General features: G+C 71.1%; 15 protein-coding genes. All 15 read left to right on the forward strand.

Annotated elements, in window-relative coordinates:
- The first annotated feature begins 58 nt into the window (after positions 1 to 58).
- The 15 genes from fmt (at position 59) to gltB (ending at position 16,902) form a co-directional block, all read left to right on the forward strand.
- Positions 59 to 997, forward strand: coding sequence for a methionyl-tRNA formyltransferase (gene fmt, locus AXZ95_RS19025; protein WP_018191193.1), 939 nt, complete (start codon positions 59 to 61; stop codon positions 995 to 997).
- Complete coding sequence (locus AXZ95_RS19030) at positions 994 to 2,424, forward strand: transcription antitermination factor NusB (RefSeq protein WP_018191192.1); 1,431 nt, start codon at positions 994 to 996, stop codon at positions 2,422 to 2,424. Before fmt ends, AXZ95_RS19030 begins: the two co-directional genes overlap by 4 nt.
- Positions 2,425 to 2,433: 9 nt before the next feature.
- On the forward strand, positions 2,434 to 3,126 hold the full coding sequence (rpe, locus tag AXZ95_RS19035) for a ribulose-phosphate 3-epimerase (RefSeq protein WP_018191191.1): 693 nt from the start codon (positions 2,434 to 2,436) through the stop codon (positions 3,124 to 3,126).
- A 115-nt stretch (positions 3,127 to 3,241) separates the two neighbouring features.
- On the forward strand, positions 3,242 to 3,505 hold the full coding sequence (locus AXZ95_RS19040) for a phosphoribosyl-ATP diphosphatase (protein ID WP_018191190.1): 264 nt from the start codon (positions 3,242 to 3,244) through the stop codon (positions 3,503 to 3,505).
- Between the two features lie 66 nt (positions 3,506 to 3,571).
- Positions 3,572 to 4,411 carry an ATP phosphoribosyltransferase gene (gene hisG, locus AXZ95_RS19045; RefSeq protein ID WP_018191189.1) on the forward strand — a complete coding sequence of 280 codons (840 nt, stop codon included), beginning with the start codon at positions 3,572 to 3,574 and terminating at the stop codon, positions 4,409 to 4,411.
- A complete protein-coding gene (gene hisF, locus AXZ95_RS19050; RefSeq protein ID WP_018191188.1) occupies positions 4,411 to 5,175 on the forward strand; it encodes an imidazole glycerol phosphate synthase subunit HisF in 765 nt (254 codons plus the stop codon). Before hisG ends, hisF begins: the two co-directional genes overlap by 1 nt.
- Positions 5,172 to 5,555 (forward strand): phosphoribosyl-AMP cyclohydrolase, encoded by a 384-nt coding sequence (gene hisI / locus AXZ95_RS19055; protein ID WP_018191187.1) that lies wholly within the window; start codon positions 5,172 to 5,174, stop codon positions 5,553 to 5,555. Before hisF ends, hisI begins: the two co-directional genes overlap by 4 nt.
- Complete coding sequence (locus AXZ95_RS19060; protein ID WP_018191186.1) at positions 5,552 to 7,084, forward strand: anthranilate synthase component I; 1,533 nt, start codon at positions 5,552 to 5,554, stop codon at positions 7,082 to 7,084. Before hisI ends, AXZ95_RS19060 begins: the two co-directional genes overlap by 4 nt.
- Positions 7,081 to 7,812, forward strand: a complete 732-nt coding sequence (locus AXZ95_RS19065) for a Trp biosynthesis-associated membrane protein (protein WP_018191185.1) — start codon at positions 7,081 to 7,083, stop codon at positions 7,810 to 7,812. The genes AXZ95_RS19060 and AXZ95_RS19065 overlap by 4 nt, the downstream gene beginning before the upstream one ends.
- A 242-nt stretch (positions 7,813 to 8,054) precedes the next feature.
- Positions 8,055 to 8,285 (forward strand): DUF6704 family protein, encoded by a 231-nt coding sequence (locus AXZ95_RS19070; RefSeq protein WP_018191184.1) that lies wholly within the window; start codon positions 8,055 to 8,057, stop codon positions 8,283 to 8,285.
- A gap of 3 nt (positions 8,286 to 8,288) precedes the next feature.
- Entirely contained in the window at positions 8,289 to 9,059 is a 771-nt protein-coding gene (gene trpC / locus AXZ95_RS19075; RefSeq protein ID WP_018191183.1) for an indole-3-glycerol phosphate synthase TrpC, read from the forward strand.
- Positions 9,059 to 10,270, forward strand: a complete 1,212-nt coding sequence (trpB, locus tag AXZ95_RS19080; protein WP_018191182.1) for a tryptophan synthase subunit beta — start codon at positions 9,059 to 9,061, stop codon at positions 10,268 to 10,270. The genes trpC and trpB overlap by 1 nt, the downstream gene beginning before the upstream one ends.
- Positions 10,267 to 11,064: a tryptophan synthase subunit alpha gene (gene trpA, locus AXZ95_RS19085; protein WP_018191181.1), complete on the forward strand. Its 798-nt coding sequence runs from the start codon at positions 10,267 to 10,269 to the stop codon at positions 11,062 to 11,064. The genes trpB and trpA overlap by 4 nt, the downstream gene beginning before the upstream one ends.
- 87 nt (positions 11,065 to 11,151) lie before the next feature.
- A complete protein-coding gene (gene lgt / locus AXZ95_RS19090) occupies positions 11,152 to 12,153 on the forward strand; it encodes a prolipoprotein diacylglyceryl transferase (RefSeq protein ID WP_018191180.1) in 1,002 nt (333 codons plus the stop codon).
- Between the two features lie 171 nt (positions 12,154 to 12,324).
- The gene (gene gltB, locus AXZ95_RS19095) at positions 12,325 to 16,902 is read left to right on the forward strand and encodes a glutamate synthase large subunit (RefSeq protein WP_026307187.1); all 4,578 of its coding nucleotides are present in this window, start codon (positions 12,325 to 12,327) and stop codon (positions 16,900 to 16,902) included.
- The last annotated feature ends 3 nt before the right edge of the window (positions 16,903 to 16,905 follow it).

A 16,905-nucleotide genomic window follows, 5' to 3' on the forward strand; every position in this document is an offset into this window, starting at 1 on the left:
GGTCGTGAGCTTCGCAGAGTAGGCTGGGTCGCCGTCCCGAACCGAAAGAACCTTCTCCATGCGCATCGTCTTCGCCGGAACGCCGGCCGTCGCCCTCCCGTCCCTGGAGGCCGTCGCGGCCCGGCACGAGGTGGTCGCCGTCGTCACCCGTGAGGATGCGCCGCTCGGCCGCAAGCGCGTGCTGACCCCGTCGCCCGTCGCGGAGGCTGCGGAGCGTCTCGGACTGCCGGTGATCAAGGCGAACCGCCTCGGCGACGACGTGACCGAGCGCATCGCCGCCCTGCAGCCCGATCTCGGCGTGGTGGTGGCGTACGGCGGCCTGGTGCGCGAGCCGCTGCTGTCGCTTCCGCGCCTCGGCTGGGTCAACCTCCACTTCTCCCTGCTCCCGCGCTGGCGGGGCGCCGCGCCCGTGCAGCGCGCCGTGATCGCCGGGGACACCGAAACCGGCGCGGCGGTCTTCCATCTCGTGCCGGAGCTCGACGCGGGGGATGTGTACGCCGAGCTGCGACGTCCCATCGGCCCGGATGAGACGGCCGGCGAGCTGCTCTCCGCCCTGGCCGAGGAGGGCGCGGCCCTGCTGGCCGACACCGCCGACGCGCTGGCCGCGGGCACGGCCGTCGCAACGCCACAGGAGGGTGAAGTCACGCTGGCGCCGAAGCTGACGCTCGAGGATGCGCGGCTCGACCTGACCGAACCGGCCGAGCGGGTCTCCGCGCGGCTGCGCGGCGTGACGCCGGAGCCGGGCGCGTTCGTGCTGCTGGACGGCGAGCGGTTCAAGGTGCACGAAGCGCGGACGACCGACGGCGAGGAGCCCGTGGCTCCCGGCGCGGTCGAGCTGCGCGGCAAGCGGGTGCTCGTCGGGACGGGGACCGCTCCGCTGGAGCTCGTCACCGTCCAGCCGGCCGGCAAGCGCGCGATGCCCGCCGCCGACTGGCTGCGCGGAGTCGCCTCCGCGTCCGCCTCCGCTGCCGGATCGACCGGGGTGGTGTTCGCATGAACGCGCCGCGCGACGACCGCAACCGCGCCCGCCGGCCCCGTCCGCGTTCTGGTCCGCCGCAGACCCGCGTCCAGCCGGCCCGCCAGGTCGCCCTCGACGTGCTGCAGGCGGTCAGCGATTCCGACGCCTACGCCAACCTCCTCCTTCCGACACGCATCGCTCGCGCCGGGCTCTCGCCGGCGGATGCAGGCCTCGCCACCGAGCTGACCTACGGCACGCTGCGGATGCAGGGCTACTACGACCGGGTCATCGCCATCGCGGCGGGCCGTGACGTCGAGCGGATCGACCCGCCTCTCCTCGACGTGCTGCGGCTGGGCGCGCACCAGCTGCTGTCGATGCGCGTCCCGTCGCACGCGGCGGTCAACGAGTCGGTCGGGCTGGCGCGCAGCGTCGGCAGCCGCTCGGGCACCGGCTTCGTGAACGGCGTGCTGCGCGAGATCGGCCGCCACACTCCCGACGAGTGGCGGGATGAGGTGGCGTCGCGGGCGAAGAACGACGACGACCGCCTGTCGGCGCTGTACTCGCATCCCGTCTGGGTGGTCCGCGCGTTGCGCCGATCGCTCGACGCCGAGGGCCGGGTGGGGGAGTTGGAGCAGCTCCTGGAGGCCGACAACACCGCGCCGCGGGTCAACCTCATCGCACTGCCCGGTCTCGTCGACAAGCCGGACGACGCCCGCGACGACCGCTTCTCGCCCCCCGGCTTCACCGTCGGCGGCGGCGACCCGTTCGGGATCGTCGAGAAGACCGAGGGACGCATCCGCGTGCAGGACGAGGGCTCGCAGCTGGCCGCCCTGGCCCTGACCCGCTCAGAGCCGGTACGGCCGGGGGAGCGCTGGCTCGACCTGTGCGCCGGCCCCGGCGGGAAGGCGGCTCTGCTCGCCGCCGAGGCGCTGACCGGCGGCGCGACCCTGGTCGCGAACGAGCTGGTCCCCGCCCGCGCCGAGCTGGTGCGGCGCGCGCTCGCTCCGGTGCCGCTGGAGGTGCCGGTCTGGGAGCTGGACGGTACGGTCGTCGGCGCCGAGCATCCCGAAGCGTTCGACCGCATCCTGCTCGACGCCCCGTGCACCGGGCTCGGCGCGCTCCGCCGCCGGCCGGAGGCGCGCTGGCGGAAGAGCCCACGGGATGTCGCCGAGCTGACCGCGCTGCAGTCGGCGCTGCTCGACTCGGCCATCGCCGCTCTGAAGCCCGGCGGCCTGCTCGCCTACGTGACCTGCTCACCGCACCTCGCCGAGACCCGCGGGGTCGTCGCCGACGCGCGTGAGCGCCACGGCGACCTGCTCGAACCGCAGGCGACCGCCGACACCCTGCAGTCCATCGCCGTCGAACGGCTCGATCTCGCGGGCGACGGCGACACCGTCCAGCTGTGGCCGCACCGGCACCTCACCGACGGGATGTTCATCGCGCTGCTCCGCAAGCGCTCCGCCTAGGCTGGAGTCATGGCTTCGACCCCTTCCGCCGACCGGATCGACCCGCGCGTCCGTATCAACCCCAGCATCCTGGCCGCCGACTTCGTCAACATGCAGAGCGAGGTGGAGCGCATCGCGACCGCCGACCTGGTGCACGTCGACGTGATGGACAACCACTTCGTCCCGAACCTGACGTTCGGGCCGCAGATGGTGGGCCGCATCCAGGAGGTGAGCCCCGTCCCGCTGGATGTGCACCTGATGATCGACGACCCGGACCGCTGGGCGCCGGGGTACGCGGAGCTCGGGGCGTACTCGGTGACCTTCCACGCCGAGGCCGCGCACGATCCCGTCGCACTGGCGCGCCGCCTGCGCTCGATCGGCGCGCGGGCGGGCATCGCGGTCAAGCCGGGCACCGGCGTCGAGCCGTACCTCGACCTGCTCGAGGAGTTCGACCAGGTGCTCGTCATGACGGTGGAGCCGGGATTCGGCGGCCAGTCGTTCATGCCCGAGACCATGCCGAAGCTGAACGCGCTCCGGCAGGCCGTCGAGGCGCGGGGTCTCGACGTGTGGCTGCAGGTGGACGGCGGCATCACCGAGGAGACGATCGTCACGGCGGCCGCGGCCGGGGCGGACACGTTCGTGGCGGGCTCCAGCGTCTTCCGCGGAGAGCCGGCGGACCGCATCGCGGCCCTCCGTGCCGCCGCGCTGCCGCACCTCCACTGACCCGTACGCTGACCCGCGGCGCGCACATTCGTGCCGAATGTGCGGAATCAGCGCGGCATACCGCACATTCGGCACGAATGTCCGACCGGCTCGGGCGGACCGGTACGCTGGAGAGGTGAAAACCTTCGACGACCTCTTCGCCGAACTCGCGCAGAAGGCGCAGGACCGCCCGGAGGGCTCCGGCACCGTCCGCGAGCTCGACGCCGGCGTGCACGCCATCGGCAAGAAGATCGTCGAGGAGGCCGCCGAGGTCTGGATGGCCGCCGAGTACGAGTCCGACGAGGCCACCGCCGAGGAGATCTCGCAGCTGCTCTACCACCTGCAGGTCCTGCTCCTCGCCAAGGGACTGACGCCGGCCGACGTGTACCGACATCTGTGATGGACCAACCTTTTCGCCGTACCTAGGCCCATCCACTCGTCCGATCACGTCACGAAAGACCTGCGAATGCTGAAGATCGCCGTCCCCAACAAGGGCTCCCTCTCCGAGACCGCGGCGCAGATGCTGCACGAGGCCGGCTATGTCGGCCGCCGCGACCCGAAGGAGCTCATCGTCACCGACGCCCGCAACGGCGTCGAGTTCTTCTATCTGCGCCCGCGTGACATCGCCACCTACGTCGGCTCCGGCGCGCTCGACGTCGGGATCACCGGCCGCGACCTGCTGCTCGACTCGGGCTCACCCGCCGCCGAGATCAGCGCCCTCGACTTCGCCGCGTCGACGTTCCGGTTCGCCGGCCCAGACGGCGTGTTCGCCGAGCTGGCCGACCTGGAGGGCAAGCGCGTCGCGACGAGCTACCCGGGCCTCGTCGGCGCGTTCCTCGGCGAGCACGGTGTCAGCACCTCCCTGATCAAGCTGGACGGAGCGGTCGAGTCGGCCGTGCGGCTCGGCGTCGCCGATGCGGTCGCCGACGTCGTCGAGACGGGTTCCACCCTCCGCAAGCAGGGGCTGGAGATCTTCGGACCGGTCATCCTGGAGTCGGAGGCCGTGCTCATCTCGTCCCCGTCGCCGGCCGCCGGGGTGGACACGCTGGTGCGCCGACTGCAGGGCGTCATGGTCGCCCGCCAGTACGTGCTGATCGACTACAACCTCCCCGTCGCACTGCTCGAGAAGGCGGTCGCGCTGACGCCGGGCGTCGAGTCGCCGACCGTCTCTCCGCTGGGGGAGCCGGAGTGGGTGGCCGTCCGCGTGATGATCAAGCGCGAGCAGACCAACCACATCATGGACGACCTGTACGAGCTGGGCGCCCGCGCCATCCTGGTCACCTCCATCCACGCTGCGCGGATCTGATGAGCGTCGCGGTCCGGGTGATCCCCTGTCTCGACGTGGCCGCCGGCCGCGTCGTCAAGGGCGTCAACTTCCAGAACCTGCGCGACCAGGGCGACCCGGTCGAGCTCGCCCGGCGGTACTTCGAGCAGGGCGCCGACGAGCTGACCTTCCTGGATGTGACGGCGACGGTCGACGACCGCGCCACCACATACGACGTGGTGCGGGCGACGGCCGAGCAGGTCTTCATCCCGCTCACCGTCGGCGGCGGCGTGCGCAGCCCAGAGGATGTGGCGAAGCTCCTCGGCCACGGCGCCGACAAGGTGGGCGTCAACTCGGCCGCGATCGCGCGTCCGGAGCTGATCTCGGAGATCGCCGCCCGGTTCGGCGCGCAGGTGCTGGTGTTGTCGCTGGATGTGAAGCGCTCGGCCGCGACGCCGTCGGGGTTCGTCGTGACGACGCACGGCGGCCGAACGGAGACCGACCTCGACGCCCTGGAGTGGGCTGCGCGCGCGATCGAGCTGGGCGCGGGGGAGCTGCTGGTCAACTCCATCGACGCCGATGGCACCAAGGAGGGCTTCGACCTGGAGCTCATCCGCGAGATGCGCGCCCTGAGCAGCGTTCCCGTGATCGCCTCGGGCGGCGCGGGGGCGCTGGAGCATTTCGTTCCGGCCATCCAGGCGGGAGCCGACGCCGTGCTCGCGGCGAGCGTGTTCCACCAGGGTGAGCTGACGATCGAGCAGGTGAAGGACGAACTGGCCGCGGCCGGGATGGAGGTCCGCCGATGAACGCGACGACGACCGATGCGGTGCTGGAGCGCATCCGCTTCACCGACACCGGGCTGGTGCCGGCGATCATCCAGCAGTGGGACACCCGCGAGGTGCTGATGATGGGGTGGATGGACGCGGAGGCGTTCCGCCGCACCATGAGCGAGGGCCGGGTGACGTTCTGGTCGCGCTCCCGCAAGGAGTACTGGCGGAAGGGCGACACGTCCGGGCACGTGCAGTACGTGAAGGGCGCCGCGCTCGACTGCGACGGCGACACCCTGCTGGTCACGGTCGAGCAGGTCGGCGCGGCCTGCCACACCGGCACGCGCACCTGCTTCGACGCGGATGTGCTGGAGCCGGTCGTGGGCGCGAGCCCCGAGATCGAGGCGGCCGACCTGTGATCGACACCGTGGGCGGCACGACGACCCGGAGCGCCTTCGACGGACTCGTCGGCGACCACCGCGTCGTCCCGGTGATCCGGGAGCTCTTCGCCGACGGGGAGACCCCGGTCGGTATTTATCGGAAGCTCGCGGCCGGCCGGCCGGGCACCTTCCTGCTGGAGTCGGCCGAGCAGGGCGGCATCTGGTCGCGCTTCTCGTTCGTCGGCGCGTCGTCGTTCGGCGTGCTCACGCAGGACGGCGACGCCGTGAACTGGCTCGACTACGGCCTGCCCGCCGAGCGCGCCCTCGGCACGGCGGCCTCCCTCCGGCCGCTGGAGGCTCTCGCGGCGCTGCATGCGCGCTGGCAGACCGCCCGCATCCCGGGCCTCCCTCCGCTCACCGGCGGTCTCGTCGGCTTCATCGGCTGGGAGGCGATCCGGCAGATCGAGCGTCTGCCCGACGCCCCGCCCGCCGATGTCGACGTGCCCGGCCAGGCGCTTGCGTTCGTGGCCGACCTCGTCGTCGTGGATCACCGCACCGGCACCGTGAAGCTGGTCGCCAACGCGCTGGCCGACGGCGTCGCCGAGGCGGACGAGCTGTGGGCGGATGCGCAGGCGCGTCTCGACCGCATGCAGCGCGAGCTCGCGCAGCCCTCCGAGGCGTGGCTGGAGGACGTCGACCTCGGCATCCCGGCCGAGCCGATCTCCCGCACGCGCCGGGAGGACTTCCTCTCGTCGGTCGTCACGGCCAAGGAGCGCATCGTCGACGGCGACATCTTCCAGGTCGTCATCTCGCAGCGCTTCGAGCTGGAGTGCACGGCCCCCGCGCTCGATGTCTACCGCGTGCTCCGCGCGCTCAACCCGAGCCCGTACATGTACCTGCTGTCGCTGGAGAAGCCGAGCGGCGAGCCGTACCAGATCGTGGGCTCGTCGCCCGAGGCGCTGGTGAAGGTGCAGGAGGGACGCGCATTCACGCATCCCATCGCCGGATCGCGTCCGCGCGGCGCGACGCCGGAGCAGGACCTCGACCTGGAGGCGTCGCTGCTCGCCGACGACAAGGAGCGCGCGGAGCACCTGATGCTCGTCGACCTCGCCCGCAACGACCTGCTCAAGGTGTGCGAGGCGGGCACGGTCGAGGTGACGGAGTTCATGCGCATCGAGCGGTTCAGCCACATCATGCACATCGTGTCGTCCGTCGAGGGCGACCTGCTGCCGGACGCCACTGCGATCGACGTGTTCCGCGCGACGTTCCCGGCCGGAACGCTCTCGGGCGCGCCGAAGCCGATGGCGCTGCGGATCATCGACGAGCTGGAGCCCATCCAGCGCGGCGTCTACGGCGGCGTGATCGGGTACTTCGACTTCGCCGGGGATGCGGACCTCGCCATCGCGATCCGCACCGCGACGATCATGGACGGCGTCGCACGGGTGCAGGCCGGCGGGGGACTGGTGGCCGACTCAGTGCCCGAGAACGAGTTCCAGGAGTCGCAGAACAAGGCGGCGGCTCCGCTGCGCGCCGTCGCCGTGGCGAACGCCATGAAGCGCGTGCTGTGAGGACGGAGAGCGTGAACGGCCGCCGCGTCAAGTACTCCACGATGCTCCTGCTCCTCGTGGGGAGCGGTCTCGCGCTGCTGGCGGCGACCCAGCCGTGGTTCACGATCACGCTGACCGACACGGCCGAGCACTCGACCACGATCAGCGTGGCGGGATCGGTGGCCGCGCCCGCGCTGACCGCCCTGTCGCTCGCGGGGCTGGCGCTGACCGCTGCGCTGGCGATCGCCGGTCCGGTCTTCCGGATCGTGCTCGCGCTGCTCGGCCTGCTGCTCGGCGTCTCCGTGCTCATCTCGGCGATCAGCGCGGTGTCCGATGCGGTGGGCGCGTCGTCCTCCGCGATCACGACGGCGACCGGCGTGGCCGGGGACTCCTCGATCCGCCGCCTGGTGCACTCGTCCGCGATCGAGCTGTGGCCGTGGGTGGCCCTCGTGGCGGGCATCCTGGTCATCCTGGCGAGCGCGGCGGTCGTCGTCTTCTCGCGGCTCTGGCCCGGTCCGTCGCGCAAGTACCAGACCCGCTTCGCGGGGGAGGACGGGCGCCCCGCCGACGAGCTCTTCGCCGACGGGGAGCCCACCGACGACGCCGAGGCCCGCGCCGCCGCCGAGGAGCCGGCCGCTGACGCACCGGACGCCGACGCGCCCAACTCCGCGACCCCCACCACCCTCGACCGCGACACGGCCATCGACAGCTGGGACGACCTCACCCGCGGCGACGACCCCACCCGCTGACCTCCCGTCCGTCCCCTCCCGTCCCGTCTCCTCCCGTCGCGTCCCCTCCCCTCCCGCACCCCCTCCCACCCCCGTCGAGTCCGCAAACTTTGCACGCCCGCGCCCGCGAAACCGTGCAAAGTTTGCGGACTCGACGGTGGGGCTGGCGCGTGGAGGGCGGCGGGGAAGAGCGACTACTAGACTGGAGGCGTTCCAAATTCCCGTGCGCGCCGGGCGGCGCGCACCCGACGTGCAGGAGTCCCATGAGCAGCGAGTCAGTCGAGCCAGGCCACGGTCACTCGCCGGCGGCGTGGACGGCCGTGATCATCATGCTGGTCGCGTTCACCATCGGCGCCATCGCCTTCTTCTTCGACGCCCCCATCATCGTCTGGGCGGCGGCGGGTCTCGCGGTGATCGGCCTCATCGTCGGCTGGGTCATGAAGCGCGCCGGGTACGGCGTCGGCGGCGACAAGTACACCCCGAAGGGGCACTGATCCGTGCTCGCCGACCTCGTCGCCGGCGCGCTCGAGGACGCTGAGCGGAGACGCGACGAGCGTCCGCTCGCCGAGGTGGAGGCCGCGGCCCTCGCCCGGCCGGCCGCACTCGATGTGCTGACCGCGCTCGCCCCGGCGGAGCGCGTGAAGATCATCGCCGAGGTGAAGCGCGCCAGCCCGTCCCGCGGGTCGCTCGCCGCCATCCCGGATCCCGCCGCCCTGGCGGTCTCGTACGAGACCGGCGGTGCCAGCGCGATCAGCGTCCTCACCGAGGAGCGCCGCTTCCACGGTTCGCTCGCCGACCTGGAGGCGGTCCGTGATGCCGTCTCGATCCCGGTGCTGCGCAAGGAGTTCGTCGCCGATCCGTACCAGGTGTTCGAAGCCCGCGCCGCGGGCGCCGACCTGGTGCTGCTGATCGTCGCCGCGCTCGAACAGAAGCGGCTCGTCGAGCTGCACGAGCTGATCACCGAGCTGGGCATGACCTCGCTGGTGGAGGCGCACTCGGCCGACGAGCTGAGCCGCGCCCTCGACACCGGCGCGGGCCTCGTGGGCGTCAACGCCCGCGACCTGACGACGTTCGAGCTGGATCGGGACCTGTTCGGCCGCCTGGCCGGCAGCATCCCCTCCGGTGTCATCCGCGTGGCGGAGTCGGCCGTGAAGACGGCCGACGATGTCGCGCATTACCGAGCGGCGGGCGCCGATGTGGTGCTCGTCGGCGAGGCGCTCGTCACGAGCGACCCCGTCGCGACGCTCGAAGAGTTCTTGGGAGTCTGATGTCCCTCCGCACTGAGCAGGGTCCGTATTTCGGCGACTTCGGCGGGCGGTTCGTCCCCGAGTCGCTGGTCGCAGCGCTCGACGAGCTGTCGGCGGCGTGGGAGGAGGCGAAGGCCGACCCCGCGTTCCATGCCGAGCTGGATGAGCTCCACCGCAGCTACACCGGCCGCCCGTCGATCATCACCGAGGTGCCCCGGTTCGCCGAGCACGCAGGCGGCGCCCGCATCATCCTCAAGCGCGAGGACCTCAACCACACCGGCTCGCACAAGATCAACAACGTGCTGGGCCAGGCCATCCTGACGAAGCGCATCGGCAAGACCCGCGTGATCGCCGAGACCGGCGCGGGCCAGCACGGCGTCGCCACCGCGACGGCCGCGGCCCTGTTCGGGCTCGAGTGCACGATCTACATGGGCGAGGTCGACACCGAGCGCCAGGCGCTGAACGTCGCCCGGATGCGTCTGCTCGGTGCCGAGGTCGTCGCCGTCAAGACCGGCTCGCGCACGCTCAAGGACGCCATCAACGACGCCATGCGCGACTGGGTGACGAACGTCGAGCACACCAACTACATCTTCGGAACGGTCGCGGGCCCGCACCCGTTCCCGGCGATGGTGCGCGACCTCCAGAAGATCATCGGCGAGGAGGCGCGCGAGCAGGTGCAGGAGCTCACCGGCCGCCTGCCGAACGCCGTCGTCGCGTGCGTCGGCGGCGGCTCGAACGCGATGGGAATCTTCCACGCGTTCCTGGACGACGAGGATGTGCGCCTGGTCGGCTTCGAGGCGGGCGGCGAGGGTGCGGACACCCCGCGCCACGCCGCGACGATCACCAAGGGCCGCCCCGGCGTGCTGCACGGCGCGCGCTCCATGCTGCTGCAGGACGAGGACGGCCAGACCATCGAATCCCACTCGATCTCCGCCGGCCTCGACTACCCGGGCGTCGGCCCGGAGCACGCCTGGCTCGCGAAGATCGGCCGTGCCGAGTACCGGCCGGTGTCGGACGCGGACGCCATGGAGGCCCTGCGCCTGCTCAGCCGCACCGAGGGCATCATCCCCGCCATCGAGTCGTCCCACGCACTGGCCGGCGCCATCGCGCTCGGGCGCGAGCTCGGGCCGGAGGGCATCATCCTGGTGAACCTCAGCGGTCGCGGCGACAAGGACATGGAGACCGCCGGGCGGTACTTCGACCTGATCGACGCGGACGCGGTGCAGTCGTGAGCGGCGTGGTCACGAGCCGCGTCGCCGACGCGATCGCCCGCCGCAACACCGAGGCATCGGGCGCGCTGATCGGCTACCTCCCGGCCGGCTTCCCCGACCTCGCGACCAGTGTGGATGCGGCCGTCGCGCTCGCGAACAACGGCGTCGACGTCATCGAGCTCGGCCTTCCGTACTCCGACCCCGTGATGGACGGCACGGTCATCCAGGCGGCGACGCAGCAGGCGCTCAGCGCCGGCTTCCGCCTGCGTGACGGCTTCACCGCCGTCCGTGAGATCACCGCGCAGGTCGACATCCCCGTGCTCGTCATGACCTACTGGAACCCGGTGCTGCAGTACGGCGTCGACCGCTTCGCGGACGACCTCGCCGCCGCCGGGGGAGCAGGCCTCATCACGCCCGACCTCATCCCGGACGAGGGCGCCGACTGGCTCGCCGCATCCGACCGCGTCGGTCTCGACCGCGTGTTCCTCGCCGCACCCAGCTCGACCGACGCCCGCCTGAAGCAGGCGGTGGAGGCGAGCCGCGGGTTCGTCTACGCCGTCTCGACCATGGGCATCACGGGCGCGCGCACCGATGTGGATGCGGCGGCGCGCACGCTCGTCGGCCGCCTTCGCGAGGCGGGAGCGACGAGCACGTGCGTCGGACTCGGCATCTCATCGGCCGCGCAGGTGGCCGAGGTGCTCGAGTACGCGGACGGCGCGATCGTCGGCTCGGCGCTCGTGAAGGCGCTGGGCGACGGCGGCGTGGCGGAGGCCGGTCGCGTCGCGGCCGAGCTGGCCCGCGGCACAGCGGCCTAGCCGGGCGTTCTAGACTATGGTGGCCGCGCGCCTCTCCGCGCCGCGGCATGATCGACACGAAAGGTGAGTCATCGGGTGTTTGCGACGATGAGCGGCTGGATGGCCAGCATCCCGAGTCCTGGGCCCGAGTGGGCGCAGATCCCGCTGCCTTTCTGGCCGTACCGCATCCAGATGTACGCGCTGATCATCCTGGTCGGCATCGTCGTCGCCGCCATGTGGACCTCGCGCCGCCTCACCAAGCAGGGCGCCGAGCCGGGTGTCGTTCTCGACATCCTGCTGTGCGCCGTGCCCCTCGGGATCGTCGGCGCCCGGTTCTACCACGTCGCGACCCACCCGAAGGACTTCTTCTACCCGGGCGCCAACCTCTTCAACCCGTTCGAGCCTGGCAGCATCTGGGCGATCTGGGAGGGCGGCGGCGCCATCTTCGGCGCGCTGATCGGTGGCGCCATCGGTGTGCTCATCGGCTGCCGCTGGACCGGTCTCCGGTTCTGGACGTTCGCGGACGCCCTCGCACCGGCGCTCCTGCTCGCGCAGGCCATCGGCCGCCTCGGCAACTACTTCAACCAGGAGCTCTTCGGTCTTCCGACCGACCTGCCCTGGGGTCTGCAGATCGACGCGGGCAACAAGGCGATCCCGGTCGGCCTTCCGGACGGCACGCTGTTCCAGCCCCTCTTCCTGTACGAGATGATCTGGAACATCATCGGCGTCTTCGTGATCGTCTGGCTGCAGCGCCGCTTCCGCCTCCAGTGGGGCAAGGTGTTCGCCGTCTACCTGATCTGGTACGGCGCCGGCCGCTCCTACCTGGAGTCGATCCGCATCGACCCGAGCGAGTTCACGTTCCTCGGCATCCCGAGCAATGTCTGGGCCGCGTTCGGCGCGGTCGTTCTGGGCCTCGTCATCTTCTTCGTCCAGTCGCGCAGGCACCCGGGTCTCGAGCCCAGCCCGTACCGACCGGGTCGTGAATGGGTGAACCCGGATGCTGAGGTAGACTCGGACGACACGGACCTGGAGGACGAGGACGCCGCCGACGCAGACGGTGTGCCTGCCGGGTCCGCTTCGGCCAAGGCCACAAGCCCCACGAACGGATAAACCCGACGGCTCGAAGTACGAAACCGTCGAGGCGATCCCACGCACCTGACCGCTCCACGAGTCCGAGCCGCACACGGCCCGGAGGATGCGGCGGAACTCATAAGCACCGGGCCGATGGCGTCCCTGCACCCAACATCCCCACATCCACGACACTGTGAGGACGGTCGACAGATGGCGCTCACGCCTCCCCATTCCCGCTTCGGGACCGTGCCTGGCCCGCAGGGCCTGTACGACCCTGCCCATGAGAAGGACGCCTGCGGTCTCGCCATGGTCGCGACCCTCCGGGGCACGGCCGGGCACGACATCATCGACGCCGCGCTGGAGGCGCTGCGTCACCTCGAGCACCGCGGCGCGGTCGGCTCCGACGCCGGTACCGGTGACGGCGCCGGCATCATCACCCAGGTGCCGGACGCCTTCCTGCGCGCCGTCGCGGGCTTCGACCTGCCCGCCGCCGGCCGGTACGCGGTGGGCAACGCGTTCCTGCCGAGCGCGGAGGACGAGCGTGCCGAGGTCAAGGCGGCTCTCGAGTCCATCGCGGCCGAGCACGAGCTGACCGTCCTCGGCTGGCGGTCCGTCCCGGTTCGTCCGGACGAGCTCGGCACGCTGGCCCGCCAGGCCATGCCGGTGATCGAGCAGCTCTACGTCGCGTCCACCCGCGTCGACGAGAACGGCGAGGCCGTCTCCGGCATCGCGCTCGACCGTCAGACCTTCTTCCTGCGGAAGCGGGCCGAGCGCGAGCTCGACCTGTACTTCTCGTCGCTGTCGAGCCGCACGCTCGTCTACAAGGGCATGGTCACCACGCTCCAGCTGGAGCCGTTCTACCCGGACCTCTCCGACGAGCGCTTCGCGTCGAAGCTCGCCCTCGTGCACTCGCGCTACTCGACGAACACGTTCCCGTCGTGGCCGCTCGCGCAGCCGTTCCGGATGATCGCGCACAACGGCGAGATCAACACCGTGCAGGGCAACCGCAACTGGATGCGCGCCCGCCAGTCGCAGCTCGAGAACGAGCTGCTCGGCGACCTGAAGCCGGTGTTCCCGATCGTCACGCCCGGCGCATCCGATTCGGCCTCCTTCGACGAGGTCGTGGAGCTGCTGTCGCTGAGCGGCCGGTCGCTCCCGCACGCCGTCATGATGATGGTGCCGGAGGCCTGGGAGAACCAGACCGAGATCGACCCGGTCCGCCGCGCGTTCTACGAGTACCACTCGATGCTCATGGAGCCGTGGGACGGCCCCGCCGCGATCGTGTTCACCGACGGCTCCGTCGTCGGCGCGACGCTCGACCGCAACGGCCTGCGCCCCGGCCGGTACGTCGTCACCAACGACGGACTCGTCGTGCTCGCCTCCGAGATCGGCGTGCTCGACTTCGAGCCCAGCCGCGTCGTCCGGAAGGGCCGGCTGCGTCCCGGCCGGATGTTCCTGGTCGACACGGTCAGCGGCCGCCTCATCGAGGATGAGGAGATCAAGTCCGAGCTCGCCGCCGGCGCTCCCTACGAGGAGTGGCTGGACGAGGGCCGGATCAACCTGAAGGACCTCCCGGAGCGCGAGCACATCGTCCACACCCCGGCGTCGATCACGCGCCGCCAGCGGACGTTCGGCTACACCGAGGAGGAGGTCCGCATCCTCCTCCGCCCGATGGCGACCACCGGCGCGGAGCCGCTCGGCGCCATGGGGTCGGACACGCCCGTCGCCGTGCTCTCGGAGCGCCCGCGCCTGCTGTTCGACTACTTCACGCAGCAGTTCGCACAGGTCACCAACCCGCCGCTCGACTCGATCCGCGAGGAGGTCGTCACCTCCCTGAAGCTCGGTCTCGGCCCGGAGCGCAACCTGCTGTCGGCCGGCCCCGAGCACGCCAAGCAGGTCGTGCTCGACTTCCCGGTGATCGACAACGACGAGCTGGCGAAGATCCAGCACATCGACCCGCGGCCGGGCAGCACGCTGACCACGACCGTGCGCGGCCTGTACCGCTCCGACGCCGGCCCCGACGCCCTGGAGCGCCGCCTGGCCGAGATGTGCGACGAGGTCGACGAGGCCATCGCGGCCGGAGCGCAGTTCATCGTGCTCAGCGACCGCGACTCGACGAAGGACCTCGCGCCCATCCCGTCGCTGCTGATGCTCGCCGCCGTGCACCACCACCTCATCCGCTCGGAGACCCGCATGAAGGTGGGCCTGATCGTGGAGGCGGGGGATGTGCGCGAGGTGCACCACGTCGCCCTGCTCATCGGGTACGGCGCCTCGGCGATCAACCCCTACCTGGCGATGGAGACCTGCGAGGAGCTCGTCCGCAGCGGGATGATCACCGGCGTCAGCCCCGAGAAGGCGGTCAAGAACGTCATCAAGGCGCTCGGCAAGGGCGTGCTGAAGATCATGTCGAAGATGGGCATCTCGACGGTGTCCTCCTACGCGGGCGCTCAGGCGTTCGAGGCCGTCGGGCTCAGCCAGGAGTTCGTCGACCAGTACTTCACCGGGACGACGAGCAAGCTGGGCGGCGTCGGGATCGACGTCATCGCGGCCGAGAACCTCGCCCGCCACGAGAGCGCGTACCCCGCCGAGGGCGCCGCGCTCGCTCACGAGCGCCTCGCGACCGGCGGCGAGTACCAGTGGCGCCGCGACGGATCTCCGCACCTCTTCAACCCGGAGACGGTCTTCCGCCTGCAGCACTCCACGCGCACGCGGCGGTACGACGTGTTCCGCGAGTACACGAGGCTCGTCGACGACCAGTCCGAGTCGCTGATGACCCTGCGCGGGATGTTCTCGCTCAAGGAGGGCGAGCGTCCGCCGGTGCCGCTGGAGGAGGTCGAGCCCGTCTCGTCCATCGTCAAGCGGTTCTCCACGGGCGCGATGAGCTACGGCTCCATCTCCAAGGAGGCGCACGAGACGCTCGCGATCGCCATGAACCGGCTCGGCGCCAAGTCGAACACCGGTGAGGGCGGCGAAGACCTCGACCGCCTGCTCGACCCGGAGCGTCGCAGCGCCATCAAGCAGGTCGCCTCCGGCCGCTTCGGTGTGACGTCGATGTACCTGACCCACGCCGACGACATCCAGATCAAACTGGCGCAGGGTGCGAAGCCCGGCGAAGGCGGGCAGCTGCCGCCGACCAAGGTGTACCCGTGGGTCGCGCGCACCCGTCACGCGACCGCCGGTGTCGGCCTCATCTCGCCGCCGCCGCACCACGACATCTACTCGATCGAAGACCTCAAGCAGCTGATCTTCGACCTGAAGCGCGCCAACCCGGGCGCCCGCGTCCACGTCAAGCTCGTCTCCGAGTCGGGCATCGGCGCGGTCGCGGCCGGCACCGCCAAGGCGCTGGCCGACGTCATCCTGGTCTCCGGCCACGACGGCGGCACGGGCGCATCCCCGGTCAACTCGCTGAAACACGCGGGGACGCCGTGGGAGCTGGGGCTCGCCGAGACGCAGCAGACCCTGATGCTGAACGGGATGCGCGAGCGCGTCGTCGTTCAGGTCGACGGCCAGCTGAAGACCGGCCGCGACGTCATCGTCGGCGCGCTGCTCGGAGCCGAGGAGTTCGGCTTCGCGACCGCGCCGCTGGTGGTCTCCGGCTGCGTCATGATGCGCGTCTGCCACCTGGACACCTGCCCGGTCGGCGTCGCGACGCAGAACCCGGAGCTGCGCGCACGGTTCTCTGGCAAGCCCGAGTTCGTCGTCAACTTCTTCGAGTTCATCGCGGAAGAGGTGCGCGAGTACCTCGCGGCCCTCGGCTTCCGCACCCTCGAGGAGGCGATCGGCCACGCAGAGCTGCTCGACGTCGACCGCGCCATCGACCACTGGAAGGCGTCCGGTCTCGACCTCGCGCCCATCCTGCACGGTCCGGCCTTCGGCCCGGAGGCTCCTCGGCGCAACGGCCGGGCGCAGGACCACGAGCTGGAGCACCACTTCGACGTGCAGCTGATCGACGCGGCGCGCGACGTGCTGGAGAACGGGGGCCGCATCGAGCTGAGTCTTCCGATCCGCAACACGGAGCGGGCCGTCGGCACGATGCTCGGCCACGAGGTGACCGTCCGCCACGGCGAGAACGGCCTCCCCGCCGGCTCCATCGACATCACGCTCACCGGTTCGGCCGGCCAGTCGCTCGGCGCGTTCCTCCCCGCAGGCATCACCCTGCGGCTGGAGGGCGACTCCAACGACTACGTCGGCAAGGGGCTCTCCGGCGGCCAGATCGTCGTGAAGCCCCCGCGCGACAGCGTGTTCGCCGCCGAGCGGAACGTGATCGCCGGCAACGTGATCGGCTACGGCGCGACGCAGGGGAGCATGTTCATCCGCGGGATCGTGGGCGAGCGCTTCCTGGTGCGCAACTCCGGTGCGACGGCTGTCGTCGAAGGCGTGGGCGATCACGCGCTCGAGTACATGACCGGTGGCCTCGCCGTGATCCTCGGCGGCACCGGGCGCAACCTCGGCGCCGGCATGTCCGGCGGCACCGCGTACGTGTACGACCTGAAGCCGGAGCGGGTCAACCGCGACTCGCTCGCGACCGGCGAGCTCGAGCTCCTGCCTCTCGGGAGCGCGGACATCGAGATCGTGCGCGACCTGCTCGAACAGCACGCCGCCGAGACGGGCTCCGAGCTCGCCGCCCGGATGCTGGAGGACTTCGACGAGACCGTCGCGAAGTTCGTCAAGGTGCTGCCGCGGGACTACGCCGCGGTGATGCAGATGCGCCAGGAAGCCGTCGACGAGGGTCTCGACCCCGACGGCGACATCGTGTGGAACAGAATTCTGGAGGTGACCGGCGGATGATGC

The sequence above is a fragment of the Leifsonia sp. 115AMFTsu3.1 genome (genome assembly GCF_004362795.1).
Lineage (GTDB): Bacteria > Actinomycetota > Actinomycetes > Actinomycetales > Microbacteriaceae > Leifsonia.

Excerpts from the sequence above, each read along its gene's own strand:
- fmt (WP_018191193.1), top strand. The coding sequence starts at position 59 with ATGCGCATCGTCTTCGCCGGAACGCCGGCCGTCGCCCTCCCGTCCCTG.
- AXZ95_RS19030 (WP_018191192.1), top strand. The coding sequence starts at position 994 with ATGAACGCGCCGCGCGACGACCGCAACCGCGCCCGCCGGCCCCGTCCG.
- rpe (WP_018191191.1), top strand. The coding sequence starts at position 2,434 with ATGGCTTCGACCCCTTCCGCCGACCGGATCGACCCGCGCGTCCGTATC.
- hisG (WP_018191189.1), top strand. The coding sequence starts at position 3,572 with ATGCTGAAGATCGCCGTCCCCAACAAGGGCTCCCTCTCCGAGACCGCG.
- hisF (WP_018191188.1), top strand. The coding sequence starts at position 4,411 with ATGAGCGTCGCGGTCCGGGTGATCCCCTGTCTCGACGTGGCCGCCGGC.
- hisI (WP_018191187.1), top strand. The coding sequence starts at position 5,172 with ATGAACGCGACGACGACCGATGCGGTGCTGGAGCGCATCCGCTTCACC.
- AXZ95_RS19070 (WP_018191184.1), top strand. The coding sequence starts at position 8,055 with ATGAGCAGCGAGTCAGTCGAGCCAGGCCACGGTCACTCGCCGGCGGCG.
- trpB (WP_018191182.1), top strand. The coding sequence starts at position 9,059 with ATGTCCCTCCGCACTGAGCAGGGTCCGTATTTCGGCGACTTCGGCGGG.
- lgt (WP_018191180.1), top strand. The coding sequence starts at position 11,152 with ATGAGCGGCTGGATGGCCAGCATCCCGAGTCCTGGGCCCGAGTGGGCG.
- gltB (WP_026307187.1), top strand. The coding sequence starts at position 12,325 with ATGGCGCTCACGCCTCCCCATTCCCGCTTCGGGACCGTGCCTGGCCCG.